Genomic DNA, 23,602 nt, shown 5'->3' with positions numbered 1-23,602 from the left:
CCATGCCTGGCGCACAAGCAAACCGCCCCCGTGGCATGACCACGGGGGCGGCTCTCTTACAGCTTAGCTTATGGCTTACAGCTCCCGGCGCAGCCGGGGTCAGGCCATGGCGGGGGCGGCGTAGGAGATCGGGGCGGCCTGACCCTCGTCCTCGAAGGTGACCACCTCGAAGGCATCGGGCTGCGCCATCAGCGCACGGCAGAGCTGGTTGTTGAGGGCATGCCCGGACTTCACGCCGTGGAACTCGCCGATCAGGCTGTGGCCCAGCTGGTAGAGGTCGCCGATGGCGTCCAGCACCTTGTGCTTGACGAATTCGTCGTCGTAGCGCAGGCCGCCCTCGTTGACGATGCGGTAGTCGTCCACGACGATGGCGTTGTCGAGGCTGCCGCCCAGCGCCAGATTGTGGGAGCGCAGGTACTCCAGGTCACGCATGAAGCCGAAGGTACGCGCCCGCGAGACCTCCTTAACGAAGGAGGTGGTGGAGAAGTCCACCATGGCGGTCTGGGTTTGATCCTCGAACACCGGATGGTCGAAGTCGATGGAGAAACCCACCTTGAAGCCGCGATGCGGGCGGAAGGTGGCCTCCTTGTCGCCGTCGCGTACTGTGACCTCGCGCCGGATGCGAATGAACTTCTTGGCGGCGTTCTGTTCGCTGATGCCGGCGGACTGGATCAGGAACACGAAGGGCCCGGCGCTGCCATCCATGATCGGCACCTCGGCGGCGCTGAGGTCGACGTAGGCATTGTCGATCCCCAGGCCCGCCAGGGCGGACATCAGGTGCTCAACGGTGGCGACCTTGGCACCCTGATGGGTCAGGGCGGTGCACAGGGTGGTGTCGGTGACCAGCTCGGCCCGCGCCGGGATCTGCACCTCGGGATCGAGGTCGGTCCTCACGAAGACGATACCGGTGTCCACGGGCGCCGGCCGCAGGGTCATGTAGACCTTCTTGCCGGAGTGCAGGCCGACGCCGGTGGCGCGGATGACGTTCTTCAGGGTGCGTTGTCTGATCATGGGCTGTGGCCAGGCGGTTCTCGGATTATCAAACACCGTTCACTATAACACCGAACGAGCGTTTCAACAAAGAAAGCTCGTCCGGCACGGCCGATGACCCCGATAGTCGACCTCAATCGGCCTGGCGGCGCAGGAACGCCGGGATGTCGAGGTAGTCGTCGAGCTCCTGGGAGCGCCGCTTCTCGGCGCGGGGCTTGGGCGCCTCCTCGGGCTCGGGGCTGCGCGCCACGGCCGCGGAGGATTGGCGTGCCGCCACCCCGGACTGGGCGGAGCGGCGATAGTCGCCGCCCTCGCTGCGCTTGACGCTCTCGCGGCTCGCCGCCGCCCGCTGCTGCTGCCCCTCCAGGCCGGCGGCCACCACGGTGACCCGCAGCTCGTCGCTCATCTCCATGTCGATGGAGGTACCCACCACGATGGTGGCGTCCTGGGAGGCGAACTCCTGGACGGTGGCACCGACGTCGTTAAACTCGCCGATGGAGAGGTCGGGGCCGGCGGTGATGTTGACCAGGATGCCGCGGGCGCCGTGGAGGTCGATGTCCTCGAGCAGCGGGCTGCGGATCGCCTTCTCGGCAGCCTCGCGGGCACGGTTCTCGCCCACCGCCCCGCCGGTGCCCATCATCGCCATGCCCATCTCGGACATCACGGTGCGCACGTCGGCGAAGTCGACGTTGATGATGCCGGGGCTGGTGATCAGCTCGGCGATGCCCTGCACCGCGCCCAGCAGCACGTCGTTGGCGGCACTGAAGGCGGTGAGCAGGCTGGCGCTCTTGCCCAGCACCGAGAGCAACTTCTCGTTGGGAATGGTGATCAGCGAGTCGACGTGCTCGGAGAGCTCCTTCATGCCCTCCTCGGCGGCACGCATGCGCTTGGGCCCCTCGAAGGGGAAGGGACGGGTCACCACGGCCACGGTGAGGATGCCCAGCTCCTTGGCCACCTGGGCCACCACCGGGGCACCGCCGGTGCCGGTGCCGCCGCCCATGCCGGCGGTGATGAACACCATGTCGGCACCCTCGAGCAGCTCGGCGATGCGCTCGCGATCCTCCATGGCCGCCTGGCGGCCGACGTCGGGGTTGGCCCCGGCACCGAGGCCCTTGGTGATCTCGTTGCCGAGCTGGAGCACGGTCTTGGCCGCCACGCGCTTGAGCGCCTGGGCATCGGTGTTGGCGCAGATGAACTCCACGCCCTCGATGTTGCTCTCGACCATGTGGTTGACGGCGTTGCCACCGCCGCCACCCACGCCGATCACCTTGATGACCGCGCTGCTTGAGGGTGCACTATCTACCAGTTCGAACATTTGCCCCGTCTCCTGAACCGCCGCTGGCGATCCTGTCAGAAATTTCCTTTCAACCAGCCCTTCAGCCTCGCCAGCGCGGAGGATCCTTCCCTGTCGCCGCGTCGGGCGGCGTCCTCGCGCCGGGGCTGTGCGGACATCATGCTGCCCTGTGCCTGTCGACCGTGCCCCTGCCGTGTCTCCTGCAAAGCGTAATGTAACAAACCGACTCCGGTCGAATAAATCGGATTGCGTACCACATCGGCCAGGCCGCGCACGTTCTGCGGACAGGCGATGCGCACCGGCATATGGAAGATCTCCTCGGCCAGCTCCACCACCCCTTCCATGCGGGCGGTGCCGCCGGTCAGCACCACACCCGCGGCCACCAGGTCCTCGTAGCCGCTGCGGCGCAGCTCGTCGCGCACCAGGGTGAAGAGCTCCTCGTAGCGCGGCTCTACCACCTCGGCAAGCGCCTGGCGGGAGAGGTCGCGGGCGGGGCGGTCGCCCACGCTGGGCACCTTGATCATTTCGTCGCTGGCGGCGAGCTGGGTCAGGGCGCAGGCATACTTGACCTTGATCTCCTCGGCGTGCTGGGTCGGCGTGCGCAGCGCCATGGCGATGTCGTTGGTGACCTGGTCGCCGGCGATGGGGATCACCGCGGTGTAGCGGATGGCTCCCTCGGTGAACACCGCGATGTCGGTGGTGCCGCCACCGATGTCGACCATGCAGACCCCGAGCTCGCGCTCGTCCTCGGTGAGCACCGCCATGCTGGAAGCGAGCTGTTCGAGGATGATGCCGTCGACCTCCAGGCCGCAGCGGCGCACGCACTTCTCGATGTTCTGCACCGCATTGAGGGCCGCGGTGACCAGGTGGACCCGCACCTCCAGGCGCACGCCGGACATGCCCAGCGGCTCGCGGATACCGCCCTGGGCATCGATGGCGAACTCCTGGGGCAGCACGTGCAATACCCGCTGCCCCTCCGAGATGGCACGGGCGCGGGCGGAGTCGATGACGCGGTCGATGTCGGAGGGAGTGACCTCGCGCTCCTTGATGGCCACCACCCCGTCGGAATTCATGGAGCTGATATGGCTGCCGGCGACGCCCACGTAGACGGAGTGGATGTCGCAGCCGGCCATGAGCTCGGCCTCCTCCACGGCGCGCTGGATGGACTGCACCGTGGACTCGATGTTGATCACCACGCCCTTCTTCATTCCGCGGGAGGGGTGCGAGCCGATACCGGCGATCTCGATGCCACCGTCATCGGTGGGCTGCCCCACGATCGCCACCACCTTGGACGTTCCGATATCCAGCCCGACTACCATATTGGACACGTTGGATGGACCTGCCATGAGTCGGGAACTCTCCTCGATCCTGGCCCGTTTTCGAGCCTGCAACATGAAAATGAACCTGGGGCCAATTATAGGAACAACGGGGCGAGTTCCTCCACCCCGCAACCAAAAAGCCCCTCCACGATACGGCGATTTTGCTCCGAAAGAAACAGGCGAATGCCCTTCGACATGCGTGTTTCACAGAAAAAAGGCGATCACCCCTCGCGCCCGTCGTCGACCTCGAGGGGTTCGGTTTCACCATGCCAGGCCACCGCGACCCCGTTGGGGTATCGCAGGTCGATGTAGCGGATATGCGACGCCTGGCGCGCCAGCTGGCGCTGCCAGGCGGCGACCAGGCGCGCCAGGCGTCCCTCGCGGTCGCTGCGGCCGAGCATCACCCACACCCCCTCGTCGAGCTGGAAGCGCCAGGCGCCCCGCGGCTCCAGGCGCAGCTGGGTGAGCGGCAGGTCCAGTTCGGCGAAGCGCGTGGCGAGGCGCTCGTGGTAGGCGAGCACCTCGGCCCCGCTGCCCGGCGGCCCGGCGAGATCCGGCAGGTCGCCGGGCGGCGACACCGGCCCGATGGCGAAGGGCTCGCCCTGGGGGTTGAGCAGCTGGTCATCGTTCCAGCGCGCCACCGGCACCTCCTCCACCAGCTCGAAGGTCAGGGCGTTGGGCCACTCGCGGCTGACCCGCGCCTCGGCGATCCAGTCGATGGCGAGTGCCTCCTGGCGCAGTTCGGCGACGTCCACCGACAGCCAGGTGCGCCCGCGCAGCAAGGGCGTCAGCTCAGCACGCAGGTAGTCGGCGTTCACATGGGTCAGGTCACCGCCGATGGAGACCCGCTCAAGGGGCCGGTCGAGCCACAGCCACAGCGCCCGCCCGCCGGCACCGAACACCAGCAGCAGCAGCACGACCCCGAGCCATCCACCGCGCCGACTCATGCCGACCGGGGCGCCAGGGTGGTGGCCAGGATGCGCAGCACCAGTGTCTCGAAGTCGATGCCCACATGCGCCGCCGCCTGGGGCACCAGGCTGTGGTCGGTCATGCCCGGGGAGGTATTGACCTCGATCAGCCAGAAGCGCCCCTCGGCGTCGCGCATCACATCGACCCGTCCCCAGCCCTCGCCGCCCACCGCGGCGAAGGCCTGGCGACAGAGCTCACCAAGCTCGGCCTCCTCCGCCGCCGACAGGCCGCACGGGAGGTGGTAGCGGGTCTCGTCGGAGAGGTACTTGGCCTCGTAGTCGTAGAAGCCCCCGGCGGCCTCGACGCGAATCGCCGGCAGCACCTCATCGCCGAGCAGCGACACCGTGTACTCCTCCCCGGCGATGAAGCCCTCGGCCATCACCCTGGCGTCGTAGCGGGCCGCCGCATGGTAGGCCTCGGCCAGCGCCTCGGCGCTTCTCACCACGCTGATGCCCAGCGTCGAGCCCTCGTGCACCGGCTTGACGATCAGCGGCAGCCCCAGGCGCTCCACCACCGCCCGCCAGTCGGCGTCCGCGCCGAGCATCTCCGCCGCCGGGGTCGGCAAGTCGAGGGCCTGCCACACCAGCTTGGTGCGCTGCTTGTCCATGCCCAGCGCCGAGGCGAGCACGCCGCTGCCGGTATAGGGGATGCCGAGCAGCTCCAGCGCCCCCTGCAGGGTACCGTCCTCGCCGCCACGTCCGTGCAGGGCGATGAAGACGCGATCGGGGGCCAGCGCCTCGAGCCCCACCAGGCCGCCGTCGGCGGAGTCATAGCCGACCGCATCGACCCCGGCGCGCTTGAGCGCGGCGAGCACCGCCCGGCCGCTCTTCAGCGACACCTCGCGTTCGGCGGAGCTGCCGCCGAACAGCACCGCCACCCGCCCCAGTTCGCTCACCCGCTTCATAGGCTCACCTCGTCGAGCTCAAGGGCCGCCTCGGCCAGGGCCAGGGAGATGCCGCCGATGTCCCCTGCCCCCTGGGTGATCAGGATGTCGCCGGGACGCAGCACGCGCCCCAGCAGCGCGGGCAGCTCGGCCTTGTCCTGGACGAAGATCGGGTCGATGGCGCCACGCTGTCGGATCGAGCCCGCCAGGGTGCGACCCTCGGCGCCGGGGATCGGCGCCTCGCCGGCGCCGTAGACGTCGAGCAGCAGCAGGGTGTCGACACCGGAGAGCACCCGCACGAAGTCCTCGAAGAGATCCCGGGTGCGCGAGTAGCGGTGGGGCTGGTAGAGCATCACCAGGCGGCGCTCGGGCCAGCCGGCGCGCACCGCCCGGATCACCATCTCCACCTCGCGGGGATGGTGGCCGTAGTCGTCCACCAGCATCACCTCGCCCTCGCCACCCGGCGCCGGGAAGCGGCCATGCACCTGGAAGCGCCGCCCTACCCCCTGGAAGCCTGCCAGGCCGCGCAGGATGGCGGCATCCTCGACGCCGGCGTCGGTGGCCACGGCGATGGCGGCCAGGGCGTTCAGGGCGTTGTGGCGCCCGGGCATAGCCAGGCGCACCGGCAGGGGCGCCAGTCCACCGGGGCGCAGCGCGGTGAAGCGCACCTCGCCCTCGGCCTGGACGAAGTCCTCGATGCGGTAGTCGGCGTCCTCGCTGAAGCCGTAGGTGACGAACTGGCGGCTGACGGCGTCGAGCAGGCCGCGCACATGCTCGTCGTCGATGCACAGGACCGCCAGGCCATAGAAGGGCAGGTTGTGCAGGAACTCGACGAAGGTGCCCTTGAGGCGCTCGAAGTCGCCGCCGTAGGTGCTCATGTGGTCGGCATCGATGTTGGTGACGATGGACACCATGGGCTGCAGGTGGAGGAAGGAGGCGTCCGACTCGTCGGCCTCGGCCACCAGGTAGTCGCCCTCCCCCAGCCGTGCGTTCTTGCCGGCACTGGTCAGCCGGCCGCCGATCACGAAGGTGGGATCGAGGCCGCCCTCGCCGAGCAGCGTCGCGGTCAGGCTGGTGGTGGTGGTCTTGCCGTGGGTGCCGGCCACCGCGATGCCGTGGCGGAAGCGCATCAGCTCGGCAAGCATCTCGGCGCGGCGCACCACCGGCACGCGGTGGTCGTGGGCCCACTCGATCTCGGGATTGCCCTCGTCCACCGCGGTGGAGACCACCACCACGTCGGCGCCCGCCACGTGCTCGGCGGCGTGGCCGATCGCCACGCGGATGCCGGCATCGCGCAGCGAGGCGACCACCGCCGATTCGCGCAGGTCGGACCCGGTGACCCGGTACCCCTGGTTGGCGAGCACCTCGGCGATGCCGCACATGCCGGCGCCGCCGATGCCCACGAAGTGGATGGTGCGGATGCGGCGCATGCCGAGCCCGCGGCCATGACGCGCCGTCACGGGCGCCTCTGCGGTTATGCTATCGCTCAAAGCCTGTCTCCATGCAGCCGGCCACCAGGCGCTCGACGGCGTCAAGATGGGCGCAGGCACGGGCCCGCGACGCCATGGTGGCAAGAGTGTCGGGGTCGAGCAGCGCCGCCAGCCGCTCGGCCAGCGTCGCCGCGGAAAGTCGGGACTGGGGCAGCAGTTCCGCCGCGCCCTCCTCCACCAGCGCCCTGGCGTTGGCGGTCTGGTGGTCGTCCACGGCGTGGGGAAAGGGCACGAACAGCGCCGGCTTGGCGGCGGCGGCCAGCTCCGCCACCGTCAGGGCACCGGCGCGGCACACCACCAGGTCGGCCCAGGCGTAGGCCTCGGCCATGTCGTCGATAAAGGGCGACACCTCGGCGGCCACGCCATGCTCGGCGTAGGCGTCGCGGGTGGCGGCCTCCTTGTCGCGCCCGGCCTGGTGGCGCACCTCCGGCCGCCGCGCCGCGGGCAGGCGCGCCAGCGCCTCGGGCAGCCCCTGGTTGAGCGCCTGGGCACCCAGTGAACCGCCCACCACCAGCAGGCGCAGCGGGCGACCGGCCATCCCGGCGCTGTCGCGGGGGGTCTCCCCCAGGGCCGCGATCTCGGCGCGCACCGGGTTGCCGACCACCTCGGCGCGGCCGGGGAAGGCCTGCGGAAAGGCCGCATAGACCCGCCGCGCCAGGCGCGCCAGGGCCCGGTTGGTCAGCCCGGCCACGGCGTTCTGCTCGTGGATCACCAGCGGACGCCGCGAGAGCCAGGCGGCGAGACCACCGGGGCCGCTGGCGAAGCCACCCAGCCCCACCACCAGCTGGGGGTCGAACGCGCGGATCACCCGCCAGGCCTGCCAGACGGCACGGGTGAGGTGGATCGGCGCCAGCAACCAGCCGGCCAGGCCGTTGCCGCGCAGCCCGGCCACGCGAATGCGGTGCAGCACGATGTCCGCCTCGGGCACCAGACGATTCTCGATGCCACGCGGGCTGCCCAGCCAGGCCACCGCCACGCCCCGGGCCTGCAGGGCACGGGCCAGGGAGAGCGCGGGAATCACGTGGCCGCCGGTGCCGCCGGCCATGATCAGGACCCGGCGGCGTGGGGTGGTGTCGTTCATGGCGTCCCTCCTTGACCGAGCGGGACCTGTCGGGGCGCCGCCGACTGCCGGCGCCGCCAGGCCCGGCGGGTCTCGATGTCCACCCGCAGCAGCAGCGCCACCATGGCGGCGCTGACCACCAGGCTCGAGCCGCCGTAACTGAGCAGCGGCAGGGTGAGTCCCTTGGTGGGCAGCATGCCGCTGCTCACCGCGATATTGATGAAGGCCTGGGCACCCAGCACCAGGGCGATGCCGTAGCTGAGGTAGGCGGCGAAGGCCAGCCCGGCGAGCTCCGCGCGCCGCCCCACCGCCATGGCCCGCCATACCAGCAGGGCGAAGAGGCCGATGACGCCGACCGCGCCCAGAAGCCCCAGCTCCTCGGCGAGCACCGCGAAGACGAAGTCGGTGTGGGCCTCGGGCAGGTAGAAGAGTTTCTGCACGCTGTTGCCCAGCCCCATGCCCAGCCAGCCACCGCGGCCGAAGGCGATCAGCGCCTGGGTGAGCTGGTAGCCGCTGGCGAACTGGTCGGCCCAGGGGTCGATGAAGCTGGTCAGGCGTGCCATGCGGTAGGGCTCGGCGACGGCCAGGGCGGCACCGCCCGCCGCCACCAGCAGCGCCAGCAGCAGGAAGCGCCCCCAGGGGGCGCCGGCCATCAGCAGCATCCCCATCACGCAGCCGGTCATCACCACCACGGCACCGTAGTCCGGCTCGAGGATCAACAGCACGCCGAACACGCCGAGCACCACCAGCGGGCGCAGGAAGGCGCCCCAGTCGCGGCGCACCTGGGGCAGGAAGCGCTCCAGGTAGCCCGCCAGGTAGACGATCAGGAACAGCTTGGCGAGCTCCGAGGCCTGGAGGTTGAAGGGCACACCGGGCACCGAGAGCCAGCGCCGGCTGCCGTTGACCTCACGCCCCACCAGCAGCACCAGCACCAGCAGCAGGATGCCTACCAGCAGCAGCAGCGGCCCGTTGGCCTTCCACCAGCCCAGCGGTACCCGCAGCACCAGCGTGGCGATGACCAGGGCACCGACCAGGAAGGTCCCGTGGCGCAGCCCGAAGTACCAGGGGTTGCCGGTGAGGCTCGCCGCCACCCCGGTGGAGGCGGAGGTGACCATGACCAGCCCCACCAGCAGCAGCGACAGGGCCGCCACCAGCAGCCAGCCGTCGAAGGGGTGATCGCGGGTGGAGAGCGCCTCGCGCAGGCGTGCCAGCCGGCTCATGGGGAGACCTCCGCCAGGTGCCGCTCGACCCAGGCGCGGAAGGCGTCGCCGCGGGCCGCGTAGTTGGCGAACTGGTCGAGGCTGGCGCAGGCCGGCGACAGCAGCACGGCGTCGCCCGGCGCGGCGATCGTCGCCGCACGCGCCAGGGCGCTCGCGAGGTCCGCCACCCGGGTCACGTCCAGGTGCCCCGCGAGGGCCGCCTCGAGGCGCCCGGCATCGGCGCCGAACAGGATCGCCTCGCGGCCGAAGCGCGCCAACGGCTCGGCCAGGGGGGTGAAGTCGGCGCCCTTGCCTACCCCGCCGGCCAGCAGGATCAGGCGCCCGTCGAGGGTCGGCCCGAGGCCGGCGATGGCGGCCAGGGTGGCGCCCACGTTGGTGCCCTTGGAGTCGTTGATCCAGCGCACGCCGCCGGCCTGTGCCACCAGCTCGCTGCGGTGGGGCAGCCCCGGGAAGCGCGTCAGCACCGCGCGCATGGCGGCGAGCGGAAGGCCCAGGCGATGGCCCATGGCCAGCGCCGCCAGGGCGTTGGCCTGGTGGTGGCGCCCCGCCAGGCGCATGGCCGCCACCGGCATCAGCGGCGCCTCGCCATGCATCAGCCACTCGGCGCCCCGGTGGTGGCCGATGCCCCACTCCCCCGCCGCCGGGGCGCGGGTGGTGAAGCGCTCGAGGGCCGGCACCTCGGTTTCCGGCCAGGTGGCGGGGTCCTCGGCGTTGACCACGGCGTGGCGCGCGCCGCGGAAGACCCCCAGCTTGGCGGCCCGGTAGCCGGCCATGTCGCCGTGGCGGTCGAGGTGGTCCTCGGAGAGGTTGAGGAAGGCCGCGGTCTCGGCGCCGAGGCAGGGCGTGGTCTCGAGCTGGAAGCTGGAGAGCTCCAACACGAAGAGCTGGGCGTCGGGGCGCTCCGCCAGCAGGTCCAGGGCCGGGGTGCCCAGGTTGCCGCCCACCGCCACCCGCACCCCGGCCTCGCGGGCCATCTCGCCGACCAGGGTGGTCACGGTGGACTTGGCATTGGAGCCGGTGATGGCGGCGATGGGCGCACGCGCCTCGCGCACGAAGAGCGCGATCTCGCCGACCAGGCACGGCTCGCCGGTGGCGGGACGGATGCGCCCGGCCAAGGCCTCGAGCCCGGGGGCCTGGGGGTCGATACCGGGGCTCAGCACCACCTCCTCGGCCGCCTCGAGATCCAGAGCGTCGAGGGGGCCCAAGTGCACGGCGACCCCGGGGTGGGCGGCACGGAAGTCCTCGAGCCCCGGTGGCGCCTCGCGGGTGTCGGCCACCATGAAGGGCACGCCCCGGCGCGACAGGTGGCGGCAGATGGCGCGCCCCGAGAGCCCCAGCCCCACCACCAGGGTGGTACCCGGGGGGACCCGGCCGACGGCGGCATCACGGGCGATCTCGCTCATCAGCGCACCTTGAGGGTGGCCAGGCCGATCAGCACCAGCACCACGGTGATGATCCAGAAGCGCACGATCACCCGGGGCTCGGGCCAGCCCTTGAGCTCGTAGTGGTGGTGCAGCGGGGCCATGCGGAAGATGCGCCGCCCGGTGAGCTTGTAGGAGCCCACCTGCAGGATCACCGACACCGTCTCCATAACGAAGATGCCCCCCATGATGAACAGCACGATCTCCTGGCGCACGATCACCGCCACCACCCCTAGCGCCGCGCCCAGCGCCAGCGCCCCCACGTCACCCATGAAGACCTGGGCGGGGTAGGTGTTGAACCACAGGAAGCCGAGGCCGGCGCCGGCGATGGTGGCGCAGAACACCGCCAGCTCGCCGGCGCCGGGGATGGAGGGGATCTGCAGGTAGTCGGCGAACACCGCGTTGCCGCTGGCGTAGGCGAAGATCCCCAGCCCCATGGCCACCAGCACGGTGGGCATGATCGCCAAGCCATCGAGCCCGTCGGTGAGGTTGACCGCGTTGGAGCTGCCGACGATCACCAGGTAGGTGAGCACCACGTAGAAGAGCCCCAGGGGCAGCACGAACTCCTTGAAGAGCGGCACGATCAGGCTGGTCTCCACCGGCGAGGCGGCGGTGACATAGAGCAGCACCGCCGCCGCCAGGCCGATCACCGACTGCCAGAGGTACTTCCAGCGCGCCGGCAGGCCACGGGGGTTCTTCTCCACCACCTTGCGGTAGTCGTCGACCCAGCCGATGGCACCGAAGCCCAGGGTCACCGCCAGCACGATCCACACGTAGTGGTTGGTCAGATCGCCCCACAGCAGGGTGCTCACGGCGATGGCCATCAGGATCATGGCGCCGCCCATGGTAGGGGTGCCGGCCTTGGAGAGGTGCGACTGGGGGCCATCGTCACGCACCGCCTGGCCGATCTGCCCCTCGACCAGGCGGCGGATCACCACCGGCCCCAGCCACAGGCAGAGCACCAGCGCGGTGAGGGTGCCGAGGATCATCCGCAGCGTGAGGTAGTTGAACACATGGAAGGCGCTGAAGTACTGCGCCAGGAAATCGGCAAGATGCAGAAGCATGAATCGCGTTTACCCTGTGGTGTCATCGCGCAGCGCCGCCACCACGCGCTCCATGGCGGCACTGCGCGACCCCTTGACCAGCACGCTGGCCCCGGGGGGAAGATGGTCGAGCACGTGGCGTGTGAGCGCCTCGCGGTCGTCGAAATGGCACCCGGCGTCGCCGAAGGCGCGGCTGGCGGGACGCGCCGCCTCGCCGAGGGTGCCCAGGAAGTCGATCCCCAGTTCCCGCGCGTGGCGCCCGACTTCGGCATGCAGCCGTTCGGACGCCTCTCCCAACTCTCCCATGGCGCCCAGCAGGCACCAGCGCGGGGCGGGCAGCGCCGCCAGCAGCGCCAGCGCCGCCTTCACCGCCCCGGGGTTGGCGTTATAGGTATCGTCGATGAGGCGCGAGCCGCGCACCCCGGCCACCACCGCCTGGCGACCGGCCATGGGCGCCACCGCGCCGAGCCCCGCCACCACCGCCTCGCCCGCCAGGCCCATGGCCAGGGCGGCGGCGGCCGCCGCCAGGGCGTTGGCCACGTTGTGGCGCCCCATCAGCCGCAGGGCGACCCGGCCGAGCGGGCGGCCGTCGACGACAAGCGTGAAAGCATAGCGCCCGAGGGCGTCCGCGGCCAGGTCCCGGGCGGTGACCCGGGCGCCCTCCCCCAGCCCGAAGTCGAGCACCTCGCGGGGCGCGGCGAGGCGCGCCCAGGTGGCGAAGTAGGCATCGTCGCGGTTGAGCACCGCCACCCCGTCGGCGGGCAGGCCGGCGAGGATCTCCGCCTTGGCCTGGGCGATCCGGCCCATGCCGCCGAACTCGCCGACGTGGGCACCGGTGACGTTGGTGATCACCGCCACCCGGGGCCGTGCCAGGCCCACCGTCCAGGCGATCTCGCCCAGGTGGTTGGCGCCCAGTTCCACCACCGCCTGGCGGTGGGCCGGGGTGAGTGCCAGCAGGGTCAGCGGCGCGCCGATGTCGTTGTTGAGGTTGCCGCGGGTGGCCAGGGTCTCGCCGCGACGGCCGAGCAGCGCGGCGAGCAGCTCCTTGACGGTGGTCTTGCCGCTGTTGCCGGTCACCGCCACCAGCGGCCCGCCCCAGGCCTCTCGCCGCGCGCGACCCAGCAGGCCCAGGGCCAGGCGGCTGTCGGCCACCACCAGCTGCGGCAGGGGATCGTCCACCGCGCGCTCCACCACGGCGGCCGCGGCACCGGCCTCGCGGGCCCGGGCCAGGAAGTCGTGGGCATCGAAGCGCTCGCCGCGCAGGGCGACGAAGAGGTCCCCGGGGGCGAGCCGGCGCGTGTCGGTCTCGATGGCTCGCAGTGGCAGGTCATGCGCCGGGGCGGCAAGCCCCAGCGCGCGGGCCACCTCGGCCAGGCTGGCGAGTCCACAGCGGCTCATCGGCCCGCCTCCCCGCCGCGCGCGGCCAGCGCCTGGCGGGCGACCTCGCGGTCGTCGAAGGGGTGGCGCACCCCCGCCACCTCCTGGTAGGTCTCGTGCCCCTTGCCGGCGATCAGCACCACGTCCTCGGGGGCCGCCTCGGCCAGCGCCGCGGCGATGGCCGCGCCGCGCCCGGCGACCACCCGGGCGCGCTCGCGTCCGGCCGGGGTGAGCCCGGCCAGCACCTGCTCGCGGATCGCCGCGGGGTCCTCGCCACGCGGGTTGTCATCGGTGATCACCAGCCGCTCGGCGTGGCGTTCGGCGGCGGCGGCCATGGGAGCGCGCTTGCCGGGGTCGCGATCGCCGCCGCAGCCGAACAGGCACCACAGGCGCCCCTGCCCCGGCAGGTGGTCGCGCAGCGCCCCCAGGGCGTTGTCCAGGGCGTCGGGGGTATGGGCGTAGTCGACCACCACGGTGGGCGCGCCGGGCTGGGTCAGCACCTCCATGCGCCCGGGCACCGGGGTCAATCGGCGGGCCGCCTCGAACAGCGCCGCGAGGGGGTGGCCCAGGCCGTGCAGGGTAGCAATGGCCAGTAGCACGTTGTCGAGGTTGAAGCGTCCCACCAGTGGCAGGTCGAGCTCGCGCTCCCCCTCGGGGGTCGCCACCAGGGCACGCTGGCCGCCGGCATGGGGGAAGCGCTCCAGCACCCGCAGGGTCACCGCCTCGTCGCCGCCGGTGGCCAGCACCCGGACAGGCCCCTCCCGGCCCCCCGGCAGCCCGGCCAGCATCAGCCGCGCCAGGGGGTCGTCGCCGTTGACCACCGCCAGCCGCAGCTCCGGGCGACGGAAGAGCCGCGCCTTGGCGGCGGCATAGGCGGCCATGCTGCCGTGGTAGTCGAGGTGGTCGCGGCTGAGGTTGGTGAAGACCGCGGCGCTCACCCGGCAGCCGTCGAGGCGGCCCTGCTCCAGGGCATGGGAAGAGACCTCCATGGCCACCCGGCCGATGCCGTCGGCGGCGAGCCCCGCCAGGGTCGCCTGCAGGGACAGCGGCCCGGGCGTGGTCAGGCCACTCTCGACTAGCGCCCCGGGGCGGCCGCTGCCCAGGGTGCCGATGACCGCGGCCTCGACGCCCGTGGCCTGGCTCAGCTCGGCGAGGTAGTGGGTGACCGAGCTCTTGCCGTTGGTGCCGGTGACGGCGATCAGCTCCAGCGTCTCGGGCACCCTGTAGAGCTCGCGGCTAAGCTCACCCAGCCGCTCGCGCAGCCCCACCAGGGGCACCACGCGCACCTGCTCCGGGCAAGGCCGCCCATCGCCGGCGTGACACAGGACTGCGGCCGCCCCGGCGGCCAGCGTCGCGGCGATGAAGTCGCGGCCGTCGCCGGCCACCCCGGGCACCGCCACGAAGACGTCCCCCGGCGCCAGGCGACGGCTGTCGGTCTGCAGCCGGGTCATGTCGTCGCCGGCCAGCCCCGCGTCGCTACCGGGCCAGAGGCGCGCCAGGGTCTCGCCGAGGCGGGTCAAAGATACGGTCATGGGGTCGTGTGTCATGGGGAGGCCTCGACGTCGGTCTGGTCGGGGGGAACATCGAGCAGGCGCAGGGCGCTGCCGGCCAGGCGGGAGAACACCGGCGCGGCCACCGCACCGCCATAGTAGGAGTCGCCACGCGGGTGGTCGATCATCACCACCACCACGATGCGCGGGTCGGAGACCGGCGCGATGCCCACGAAGAAGCCGCGATAGGCGTCCTCCTGATAGCCACCGGTGCCGGTCTTGCGCACCGTACCCGTCTTGCCGGCGACCCGGTACCCCGGCACCTCGGCGCGCCGCGCCCCGGTGCCGGGCTCGACGACCTCATCCATCATGTCCAGCACCTGGCGGGCGACCTCGGGCGAGATCACCTGCTCCCCCTGGACGGGCGCGTCTTGGCGCAACAGGGAGGGCGGCAACAGGCGCCCCTGGTTGGCGATGGCGGTGAAGGCGCTGGCCAGCTGCAGCGGCGTGACCGAGAGGCCGTAGCCGTAGGAGAGCGCCGCCCACTGGCTGCTCGACCAGCGCACCGGCGCCGGCACCTCGCCAGTGGCCTCGCCGGGGAAGCCGGTGCCCGGGGCCTGGCCGAAGCCCAGGCGACGGTAGAGCTGGGGGACCACCGGCTCATCGAAGCGCAGCACCAGCTTGGACATGCCGATGTTGGAGGACTTCTCGAGGATCCCGGCCAGGTCCAGTTCGCCGTAGTTGCGCACGTCGCGGATGGTGAAGCGATCGATGCGCATCCAGCCCGGGGAGGTATCCACCCGGGTCTCGGGGGAGAGACCACCGGCATCGAGCATCGCCGCCATGGCCAGCGGCTTGACCACCGAGCCGGGCTCGTAGGCGTCGACGATGGCGCGGTTGCGCAGCCCCTGGGGGTCGAGGCCGGTGCGGTCGTTGGGGTTGTAGGAGGGCTGGTTGGCCATCGCCAGCACCTCGCCACTACGCGCGTCGAGCATCACCACCACGCCACCGTCGGCGTCGTGCTCGGCGACGCCCGCCTTGAGCTCGCGGTAGGCCATGTACTGCAGGCGCTGGTCGATGGAAAGCGTCAGCTCGCCGCCAGGCTTGGCCTCGCGTAGCACCTCGAGATCGCGCACCAGCCGGCCGCGGCGGTCCTTGAGCACGCGACGCAGTCCCGGGGTGCCCGAGAGCCAGGACTGGTAGGCGAGCTCCAGCCCCTCCTGGCCCACGTCGTCGACGTTGGTCACCCCCAGCAGCTGGGCGGCGACCTCGCCGGCCGGGTAGTAACGCTTGTACTCGTCCTGGCGGTAGACCCCGGGCACGCGCAGCGCCAGCACCCGCTGCGCCGCCTCGGGGGTCATTCGGCGCTGCAGGTACATGAACTCGCGGTCGGCATAGCGCGCCAGGCGCTCGTCGAGCGCCGAGGGCGCCATGCCCAGCGCCGTGGCGAGCCGGGCCCGCTGGATGGGATCCTCGGGCACATCCTGGGGGTTGGCCCACAGGGTCACCACCGGCGTGGAGATGGCCAGCGGCTCGCCATGGCGATCGGCGATCATGCCGCGGTGGGCGGGCAGCGGGTCGGTGCGCAGGGTGCGGGCATCCCCCTGCCCCTGCAGGAAGGGGCGGTCGACCACATGCAGGATCCCCACGCGTCCCACCAGCAGCGCCAGGCCCAGCAGGACCAGCGCCAGCATCACGCGGTAGCGCCAGTGCCCCATGGGGGCGGTGGGCGGGGGGCGGCGCGGCGAGACGCCGCTTCTGACCTCGCTGCTCATGGGCGGATCACCTCCACCTCGTCGACGCCGGGCAGCCGCATCTCCAGGCGCTCCACGGCCAGGCGCTCGATGCGCGCCGGCGACGACCAGGCGCTCTCCTCCAGCAGCAGCTGGCCCCACTCGGTCTGCAGCTGCTGCTGCTCGCGCTCGAGGCGCTGCAACTGCGCATACTGCTCACGGGTGAGGTGGCTGACGCCGATCACCGCGAGGGCGCTGCCCAGGCAGGCCAGCAGCAGCGCCAGCACCACCAGCGCCGACAGGTTCAGGCGCAGCGCCGAGGGCCAGGCGAGGCGAGCGGTGAACGACCTTCCCTGCGTCATGCCGTCTCCTTCTAGTCGCTAGTAGCGCTTGCGGGCCGCCCGCATCACGGCACTGCGGGCGCGGGGGTTCTCCCTGACCTCCACCTCCCCCGGGCGCCGCGCCTTGCCCAGCGCCTCCAGGCGCCGCTCGAGCTGCTCGTCGCGGATCGGCACGCCCCGGGGCAGATGGGTATCGCCGCGCACGTGGTGGCGAATGAAGCGCTTGACGCGGCGATCCTCCAGCGAGTGGAAGCTGATCACCACCAGGTGGCCGCCCGGGGCCAGCGCCTCCAGCGCCGCCTCGAGGGCCGCATCGAGCTGCTCGAGCTCGCCGTTGACCTGGATGCGCAGGGCCTGGAACACCCGGGTGGCGGGATGCTTGTGCTTCTCCCAGGCGGGGTGCGCGACCTTGACCACCTCGGCCAGGTCGGCGGTGCGCTCGAAGGGATGCTCGCCGCGTCGCGCCACGATCGCCCTGGCCAGGCGCCGCGCGTAGCGCTCCTCGCCGTACTCCTTGAACACCCGCGCAAGCTCCCCCTCGTCGGCGCGGGCGATGAAGGCCGCCGCGCTCTCGCCGCGGGTGGGGTCCATGCGCATGTCCAGCGGGCCGTCGCGCAGGAAGCTGAAGCCGCGCTCGGGGTCGTCGAGCTGGGGGGAGGAGACGCCGATATCGAGCAGGATGCCGGACAGGCGGCCATGCAGGCCGTGGGCGCGGGCGATCTCGCCGAGCCGGGCGAACTCGCCCTGCTCGATGGTGAACCGCGGGTCCTCGAGGCTTTCCGCCTCGGCGATGGCCTGGGGGTCACGGTCGATGGCCAGCAGGCGTCCCTGGGGCGTCAGGCGCTCGAGGATCGCCCGGGAGTGGCCGCCACGTCCGAAGGTGCCATCCAGGTAGGCACCGGCGGGGTCATGCACCAGGGCATCGACGGCACCATCGAGGAGCACGCTGGCATGACGGAAACCGCGCGGGGAAGATTCAGGGGCGGATGGCATGCGCTTCTCGATCCAGGGCGGGGGTGGCGGGAGTGACGCCACCGCAATGAAAACGGGGGAGCCGGCCGATAAGCCGGGTTCTGTCGTGGACAGTCATTCATCTAGGGGGCGCGTCACCGCGCCCCTCGAGCAACCTACCCGAACCCGGCGCGGGCCACGCCAGCGGGTTCCTATTTGGTCTTGCTCCGAGTGGGGTTTACCGTGCCACGCACTGTTACCAGGCGCGCGGTGCGCTCTTACCGCACCCTTTCACCCTTGCCGGCCTCCCGAGGGAGACGTAGGCGGTCTACTCTCTGCTGCACTTTCCGTCGGCTCGCGCCGCCCAGGGGTTACCTGGCACTCTGCCCTGTGGAGCCCGGACTTTCCTCCCCCGGATCGCTCCGGCGGCGACTGTCTGGCCGACTCCCGCGGCAAGGATACCAGCGCCCCGCACGCCCCTCAATGTCGAGCGGCGTCAGGTCGCCTCCTTGAGCGCCTGGGCACGGGCGTACCAGGCCTTCCGGGCGCCACCCAGCAGCCGGGCGGCGACCGAGGCGGCCTGCTTGACCCCGACGCCCTCGGCGAGCAGCGCGGCCAGCAGCGCCTCGCCCTCCACCTCGGCGCTGGTCTCCGCGGCACGCGGCGCGGCGCCGGCCAGCATCACCACGAACTCGCCGCGCGCCTGGTTGGGGTCGGCCTCGAGCTGCGCCAGCAGCTCGCCGGCGCTGCCGGCAAGGAAGGTCTCGAAGGCCTTGGTCAGCTCCCGGGCCAGCACCACGCGGCGCTCGCCGAGGGCCGCCCCGATATCCGCCAGGGTGTCTCGGATGCGGTGGGGCGACTCGTAGAAGACCAGGGTCTCCTCGCGCCCCGCCAGCGCCTCCAGCCGCGCACGCCGTGCGCCCCCCTTGGCCGGCAGGAAGCCCTGGAAGGCGAAGCGGTCGGTGGGCAGGCCCGCCGCGCTGAGCGCCGCCACCAGCGCACAGGCCCCCGGGATCGGCACCACGCGCCGCCCGCGGGCGCGCAGTTCGCGCACCAGCACGAAGCCGGGATCGCTGATCAGCGGCGTGCCGGCATCAGAGACCAGGGCGATGGACTCCCCCGCCGCCAGACGCGCGTCCAGCTGCTCCACGCGCGCCGCCTCGTTGTGCTCGTGCAGGGAGAGCATGGGCACCGAGAGGCCCAGGTGACGCATCAGCCGCGCGGTGTGGCGGGTATCCTCGGCGGCGACCAGCGCCACCTCCCCCAGCACCGCCGCGGCACGGGGGCTCAGGTCGGCCAGATTCCCAATCGGCGTGGCGACCACGTACAATGCAGCGGAGTTCGGTTCAGACACGTCGCCTCCTCGGCGGGCTCCCGATAGGACGGAAAAAGGAAGGATTCATGGGCAACCTGACACGCGGCCTCGTGGCCTACGCACTGCTCGCGCTGCTGCTGGCCGGCTGTGCCACCCGGCCGGGCATCGTCGAGCGCGTCATCGACGAAGACCCCGATCGCCTGTTGGCCCAGGCCGAGCAGCAGGCACCGGACCAGGCGGCCCGCACCCGGCTCGAGGCGGCCACCATCCTAGCACGCCAGGGCGACCGCACCCAGGCACTGGAGATCGCCATGGCGCTCGCGGACGACCGCCTCCCGGCCGAGCCACGTACCCGCTGGGCGCTGCTGCTGGCCGACCTCGGCGAGAGCGAGGGCAACCCCGCCGCGGTGATCCGCGCCACCGAGAACCTCGACGCCCTGGCGCTGAACCGGGAGCAGGCCCTGACCCTGCGCGAGCAGCGGGGGCTGGCCCTGCTCGAGGAGGAGCAGCCCGCGGCGGCGGCCGAGGCGCTGCTGCGAGTACAGGCCGTGACCGACGACGAGGCGCTCAATGACGCCATCTGGCGCGCCCTCGCGGGGCTCGATGGCCGTCGCCTGAGCCGTCTCGGCGAGAGCCGCGACGACGCCCTGACCCAGGGCTGGGTGACGCTGGCCGAGACGGTGCGCAGCGGTGGCGGGGACATCGAGCGCCTGTTCCGGCGCCTGGATGACTGGCGGGAGCGTCACCCTCGCCACCCGGCGGCCCGCCGGCTGCCCGCCGACCTCCTCGCCCTGCGTGAGCTGAGCGGCCAGGAGGTGCGCCACATCGCGGTGCTGCTGCCGGAGTCCGGCCCGCTCTCGCGCATCGCCGGCGCCATCGCCGCGGGCATCCGCACCCGCCATCGCCTGGCGCAGGATGCCGACGTACGCCTGAGCTTCCTCGACAGCGCCGCCGCCCCCCTCGAGGCGCTCTACCGCGAGGCCGAGAACCGCGGCGCCCAGGTGGTGCTCGGCCCCCTGGACAAGGGTAGCGTCAGCGCCCTGGAGCGCGGCGAACGGGTGCCCCTGCCCACCCTGGCGCTCAACTATGGCGAGGGCGAGCGCAACCGGGCCAATGGCCTCTTCCAGTACGGCCTCTCCGCCGAGGACGAGGCGCGCCAGGTGGCCCGGCGCGCCTGGGGCGACGGCCATCGCCGCGCCGCCCTGCTGGTGCCCGACAACGACTGGGGCCGCCGCGTCGGCGAGGCGTTCTGGGACGAGTGGCAGGCCCAGGGCGGCGAGGTGACCAACGCGGTGCGCTACAACCCCGAGGCCGCCGCCACCGAGAGCACCCGCCGCGCCATCGCCAACGCCAGGCCCGACCTGCTGTTCCTGCTCGCCCTGCCCGACTATGCCCGCCAGGTGCCGCCCACCCTGGACTACTATGGCGCCCCGGAGCTGCCGGTCTATGCCACCTCCCACCTTTTCAGCGGCCAGCTTGAGCCGCGCCTCGACGCCGACCTCGACGACGTGCTGTTCCTCGACATCCCCTGGCAGATCCCCGACGCCGCGGTGGGGGGCGAGGAGGCCCTGCCCTACGCCGAGAGCTACCGCCGCCTGCGCGAGGAGTCCGACCCCAACCTCTTCCGGCTGCACGCCATGGGCGTCGATGCCTTCGAGCTGGCCCGGCGCCTGCCGCAGCTCCAGGCGGTCGCGGGCAGCGAGCTGCATGGCGCCACCGGCACCCTGCGGCCGCGGCCCGACGGTCGGGTCGAGCGCCTGCTGCCCTGGGCTCGCTTCGTCAACGGTGTACCCCAGCCTGTGCTGATCCCGGGCCTGTTCGGCGATGACCGGGCCCCGTGACGCCCGCGCCCGCGGCGCGGCCATCGAGCGCCGTGTCGCGGCCTGGCTGGAAGCGCGCGGCCTGACCGCGGTGGCCGCCAACCAGCACGCCAAGGGTGGCGAGCTGGACCTGGTGATGCGCGACGGTGAGACCCTGGTGTTCGTCGAGGTGCGCCACCGCGCCGACAGCCGTCACGGCCATCCGCTGGAGACCGTGACCGCCACCAAGCAGCGCCGCCTGGTCCGGGCGGCGCGTTTTTATCTCCAGCGCAACCGGCTATCATGTCCCTGCCGGTTCGACGTGGTGGCGGTGACCGGCCTGCCGCCCGAACTCGACATCCAGTGGGTGGTCAACGCCTTCGAGGCCACCTGACTCCGCCAGAGGAACCCGACCCCGCATGGATTTCCAGCAGCGCATACTCGGCCACTTCAACGCCAGCATCGACACCAAGACCTACGCCAGCGAGGTGCTGCCGCCCTTCATCGAGGTGGCCAGCCAGATGATGGTCCAGTGCCTGGTCAACGAGGGCAAAATCCTGGCCTGCGGCAACGGCGGCAGCGCCGGCGACAGCCAGCACTTCTCCTCGGAACTGCTCAACCGCTTCGAGCGCGAACGGCCCAGCCTGCCCGCCATGGCGCTGACCACCGACACCTCGACACTCACCTCCATCGCCAACGACTACAGCTACAACGAGGTCTTCTCCAAGCAGGTGCGCGCCCTGGGCCAGCCCGGCGACATCCTGCTGGCCATCTCCACCAGCGGCAACTCGGCCAACGTCATCCAGGCGATCCAGGCCGCCCATGACCGCGACATGACGGTGGTGGCGCTGACCGGCCGCGACGGCGGCAACATGGCCTCGCTGCTGGGCCAGGACGACTGCGAGATCCGCGTCCCCGCCACCTCCACCGCGCGCATCCAGGAGGTTCACCTGCTGGTGATCCACTGCCTGTGCGACCTGATCGACGAACAGCTCTTCGGAACCAGCGAGTGATCCCCATGACCCGCATCCCCCTGCTCACCTCCCTCCTCCTGGCCACCCTGCTGGGACTGGCCGGCTGTACCACCGTCACCAGCGTGACCCACCAGGGCACCATCGACGAGAACTACGGCAAGCGCACCGCCGGCACCCAGGTCGAGGACCACAGCATCGAGACCAAGATCGGCCACAACCTCGGCCGCACCGATGCCCGCCTCGGCGACGCCCGCATCAACGTCGACAGCTACAACGGCGTGGTGCTGCTCACCGGCCAGGTGCCCAGCGAGGAGCTCAAGGCCAAGGCCAGCGAGGTGGCGCGCCAGGTGCGCAACGTGCGCACGGTGCACAACGAGCTCACCGTCGCCGGCAACCTGCCCGCCACCCAGAAGATCGCGGACACCTGGCTCAGCACCCGCATCCGTACCCACCTGGCGGCCAACGAGAGCATCGACACTAGCCGCATCCGGGTCATCACCGAGAACGCCAGCGTCTATCTGATGGGCATCGTGACCCGCGCCGAGGGCGAGCGCATCGCCTCTGCCGTCGCCGAGCTGGGCGGCATGCAGCGCATCGTCAAGGTGTTCGACTACCTCGACTGACCGGAACAGACATGATCGGGGGGCAGGTCCCACCGATCACCCTGTCTGAAACGCGAAACGGCAGGCCCGAGGGCCTGCCGTTTCGCGTTGTGGACTCGCCTGACGCGGGCTACTTGATCACCCGCAGCGACGGCTTGCCCCGGCGGGGGCGCGGCTCGTCGTCGCCCGTCTGCTCGTCCTCCGCGGAGGCCGGGGCATCGTCGCGCTCCACCTCGGTGAGGCTCGGCGCCGGACCCTCGGCCTCCTCGTCGACCGGCTCGGGCATCACCGGCTCATGGCCGAACACCATGCCGACACCGTTCTCGCGACCGTAGATCGCCACCAGGGCCGCGCTCGGCACCATCACCCGCATGGGCTGGCCGCCGAAGCGTGCCCCGAAGCTGATCGCCTCGTTCTCCATGGCGAGGTCCTTGACCGCCGTCGGCGAGAGGTTGAGCACGATCTGGCCGTTCTGGACGAACTGCCGCGGCACCTCCACCTCGGGATGTTCCGCATCCACCACGATATGGGGGGTGAGGTCATTGTCCAGCAGCCACTGGTACAGGGCCCTGGCCAGATAGGGACGACTGGAACGCATCGTCTGGCCCTCCTGGTTGGAGGCCGCCCGCTCGGGCGGCCGGGAATGGTTCAGCTACGCATCTCGCGCTCGCGCTCGCTCAGCGAGGCCTTGAAGCCGTCGCGCTCGAACACCCGCTCCATGTAGCCGATCAGCGGCGCCACCTGCTTTTCGGGCAGCTCGATGTTGAGTGCCGGCAGGCGCCACAGGATCGGGGCCAGGCAGCAGTCCACCAGGGTGAACTCCTCGCTCATGAAGAACGGCATGTCCTCGAAGATCGGCGAGATACCCACCAGGCTCTCGCGCAGCTCCTTGCGCGCCTTGTCCGCCTCCTTCTTCGGCCCCTGCTCGATCTGCGCCACCAGCGGGCACCACTCGCGCTCGATGCGATGCATCCACAGGCGGCTCTGGGCACGCGCCACGGGGTAGACCGGCAGCAGCGGCGGATGCGGGAAGCGCTCGTCCAGATACTCCATCATCACCTTGGACTCGTAGAGCACCAGGTCGCGGTCGAGCAGGGTCGGCACGCTGTTGTAGGGATTGAGGTCGGCGAGCTCCTCGGGACGCTGGTCATCGCTGACCTCGACGATGTCCACCGCCACGCCCTTCTCGGCGAGCACGATACGCACCCGATGGCTGAAGTGATCGGCACCACCGGAGTAGAAGATCATCGACGACCGCTTGGCCACTACACCCATGAAACAATCCTCGCATCAAATCGAACGGCCATGATAACACGGCAGGCAAGGGGGCT

22 protein-coding genes and 1 other RNA gene are annotated in these 23,602 nt (G+C 71.4%); 4 read left to right on the top strand and 19 right to left on the bottom strand.

From position 1 onward, the window contains the following. Positions 1 to 99: 99 nt before the first annotated feature. The 17 genes from lpxC to rsmI all read right to left on the bottom strand — a co-directional run bounded on the left by lpxC (position 100) and on the right by rsmI (position 18,935). Positions 100 to 1,011: a UDP-3-O-acyl-N-acetylglucosamine deacetylase gene (gene lpxC / locus Q673_RS27715; protein WP_023005963.1), complete on the bottom strand. Its 912-nt coding sequence runs from the start codon at positions 1,009 to 1,011 to the stop codon at positions 100 to 102. Between the two features lie 112 nt (positions 1,012 to 1,123). Beyond that, entirely contained in the window at positions 1,124 to 2,305 is a 1,182-nt protein-coding gene (gene ftsZ / locus Q673_RS27710) for a cell division protein FtsZ (RefSeq protein ID WP_023005962.1), read from the bottom strand. A 35-nt stretch (positions 2,306 to 2,340) separates the two neighbouring features. Then, complete coding sequence (gene ftsA / locus Q673_RS27705; RefSeq protein ID WP_031218116.1) at positions 2,341 to 3,630, bottom strand: cell division protein FtsA; 1,290 nt, start codon at positions 3,628 to 3,630, stop codon at positions 2,341 to 2,343. Between the two features lie 194 nt (positions 3,631 to 3,824). Next, positions 3,825 to 4,550, bottom strand: coding sequence for a cell division protein FtsQ/DivIB (locus Q673_RS27700; protein WP_031218115.1), 726 nt, complete (start codon positions 4,548 to 4,550; stop codon positions 3,825 to 3,827). Then, positions 4,547 to 5,476, bottom strand: coding sequence for a D-alanine--D-alanine ligase (locus Q673_RS27695; protein WP_023005959.1), 930 nt, complete (start codon positions 5,474 to 5,476; stop codon positions 4,547 to 4,549). Before Q673_RS27695 ends, Q673_RS27700 begins: the two co-directional genes overlap by 4 nt. Further along, positions 5,473 to 6,885 (bottom strand): UDP-N-acetylmuramate--L-alanine ligase, encoded by a 1,413-nt coding sequence (gene murC / locus Q673_RS27690; protein WP_052004226.1) that lies wholly within the window; start codon positions 6,883 to 6,885, stop codon positions 5,473 to 5,475. The genes Q673_RS27695 and murC overlap by 4 nt, the downstream gene beginning before the upstream one ends. Before the next feature lie 49 nt (positions 6,886 to 6,934). Beyond that, complete coding sequence (gene murG / locus Q673_RS27685) at positions 6,935 to 8,026, bottom strand: undecaprenyldiphospho-muramoylpentapeptide beta-N-acetylglucosaminyltransferase (RefSeq protein WP_023005957.1); 1,092 nt, start codon at positions 8,024 to 8,026, stop codon at positions 6,935 to 6,937. Beyond that, positions 8,023 to 9,225: a putative lipid II flippase FtsW gene (gene ftsW / locus Q673_RS27680; protein ID WP_023005956.1), complete on the bottom strand. Its 1,203-nt coding sequence runs from the start codon at positions 9,223 to 9,225 to the stop codon at positions 8,023 to 8,025. The genes murG and ftsW overlap by 4 nt, the downstream gene beginning before the upstream one ends. Continuing rightward, positions 9,222 to 10,628, bottom strand: a complete 1,407-nt coding sequence (gene murD / locus Q673_RS27675) for a UDP-N-acetylmuramoyl-L-alanine--D-glutamate ligase (protein WP_023005955.1) — start codon at positions 10,626 to 10,628, stop codon at positions 9,222 to 9,224. The genes ftsW and murD overlap by 4 nt, the downstream gene beginning before the upstream one ends. Next, positions 10,628 to 11,710: a phospho-N-acetylmuramoyl-pentapeptide-transferase gene (gene mraY, locus Q673_RS27670; protein WP_023005954.1), complete on the bottom strand. Its 1,083-nt coding sequence runs from the start codon at positions 11,708 to 11,710 to the stop codon at positions 10,628 to 10,630. Before mraY ends, murD begins: the two co-directional genes overlap by 1 nt. Positions 11,711 to 11,719: 9 nt before the next feature. After that, the gene (locus Q673_RS27665; RefSeq protein WP_023005953.1) at positions 11,720 to 13,087 is read right to left on the bottom strand and encodes a UDP-N-acetylmuramoyl-tripeptide--D-alanyl-D-alanine ligase; all 1,368 of its coding nucleotides are present in this window, start codon (positions 13,085 to 13,087) and stop codon (positions 11,720 to 11,722) included. Next, a complete protein-coding gene (locus Q673_RS27660; RefSeq protein WP_031218114.1) occupies positions 13,084 to 14,598 on the bottom strand; it encodes a UDP-N-acetylmuramoyl-L-alanyl-D-glutamate--2,6-diaminopimelate ligase in 1,515 nt (504 codons plus the stop codon). Before Q673_RS27660 ends, Q673_RS27665 begins: the two co-directional genes overlap by 4 nt. 11 nt (positions 14,599 to 14,609) lie before the next feature. Next, complete coding sequence (locus Q673_RS27655; RefSeq protein ID WP_023005951.1) at positions 14,610 to 16,331, bottom strand: peptidoglycan D,D-transpeptidase FtsI family protein; 1,722 nt, start codon at positions 16,329 to 16,331, stop codon at positions 14,610 to 14,612. After that, positions 16,328 to 16,651 carry a cell division protein FtsL gene (ftsL, locus tag Q673_RS27650; protein WP_023005950.1) on the bottom strand — a complete coding sequence of 108 codons (324 nt, stop codon included), beginning with the start codon at positions 16,649 to 16,651 and terminating at the stop codon, positions 16,328 to 16,330. Before ftsL ends, Q673_RS27655 begins: the two co-directional genes overlap by 4 nt. An 18-nt stretch (positions 16,652 to 16,669) precedes the next feature. Further along, the gene (gene rsmH / locus Q673_RS27645) at positions 16,670 to 17,623 is read right to left on the bottom strand and encodes a 16S rRNA (cytosine(1402)-N(4))-methyltransferase RsmH (RefSeq protein WP_023005949.1); all 954 of its coding nucleotides are present in this window, start codon (positions 17,621 to 17,623) and stop codon (positions 16,670 to 16,672) included. 53 nt (positions 17,624 to 17,676) lie between these two features. Continuing rightward, an RNA gene (gene rnpB / locus Q673_RS35560) (RNase P RNA component class A) lies at positions 17,677 to 18,029 on the bottom strand. A gap of 48 nt (positions 18,030 to 18,077) precedes the next feature. Further along, the gene (rsmI, locus tag Q673_RS27640) at positions 18,078 to 18,935 is read right to left on the bottom strand and encodes a 16S rRNA (cytidine(1402)-2'-O)-methyltransferase (protein WP_031218112.1); all 858 of its coding nucleotides are present in this window, start codon (positions 18,933 to 18,935) and stop codon (positions 18,078 to 18,080) included. A gap of 47 nt (positions 18,936 to 18,982) precedes the next feature. Between rsmI and Q673_RS27635 the strand changes: the two genes are divergently transcribed. Genes Q673_RS27635 through Q673_RS27620 form a run of 4 tightly spaced genes read left to right on the top strand, consistent with a single transcriptional unit; the run spans position 18,983 to position 22,292 of the window. Then, positions 18,983 to 20,737: a penicillin-binding protein activator gene (locus Q673_RS27635; protein WP_023005947.1), complete on the top strand. Its 1,755-nt coding sequence runs from the start codon at positions 18,983 to 18,985 to the stop codon at positions 20,735 to 20,737. Beyond that, positions 20,721 to 21,089 carry a YraN family protein gene (locus Q673_RS27630; protein ID WP_023005946.1) on the top strand — a complete coding sequence of 123 codons (369 nt, stop codon included), beginning with the start codon at positions 20,721 to 20,723 and terminating at the stop codon, positions 21,087 to 21,089. Before Q673_RS27635 ends, Q673_RS27630 begins: the two co-directional genes overlap by 17 nt. Positions 21,090 to 21,114: 25 nt before the next feature. After that, positions 21,115 to 21,708, top strand: coding sequence for a phosphoheptose isomerase (locus tag Q673_RS27625; protein WP_023005945.1), 594 nt, complete (start codon positions 21,115 to 21,117; stop codon positions 21,706 to 21,708). A gap of 5 nt (positions 21,709 to 21,713) precedes the next feature. Further along, positions 21,714 to 22,292 carry a BON domain-containing protein gene (locus Q673_RS27620; protein WP_023005944.1) on the top strand — a complete coding sequence of 193 codons (579 nt, stop codon included), beginning with the start codon at positions 21,714 to 21,716 and terminating at the stop codon, positions 22,290 to 22,292. Positions 22,293 to 22,401: 109 nt separating this feature from the next. On the opposite strand, the gene Q673_RS27615 is transcribed toward Q673_RS27620, so the two are convergent. Next, positions 22,402 to 22,869, bottom strand: a complete 468-nt coding sequence (locus Q673_RS27615) for a ClpXP protease specificity-enhancing factor (protein ID WP_023005943.1) — start codon at positions 22,867 to 22,869, stop codon at positions 22,402 to 22,404. A 50-nt stretch (positions 22,870 to 22,919) separates the two neighbouring features. Continuing rightward, complete coding sequence (gene sspA / locus Q673_RS27610) at positions 22,920 to 23,546, bottom strand: stringent starvation protein SspA (protein WP_031218110.1); 627 nt, start codon at positions 23,544 to 23,546, stop codon at positions 22,920 to 22,922. Between the last annotated feature and the right edge of the window lie 56 nt (positions 23,547 to 23,602).

It is taken from the genome of Halomonas sp. PBN3 (assembly GCF_000475415.1).
GTDB lineage: Bacteria > Pseudomonadota > Gammaproteobacteria > Pseudomonadales > Halomonadaceae > Halomonas > Halomonas shengliensis.
This window is presented reverse-complemented; position numbering and strand designations above follow the sequence as displayed.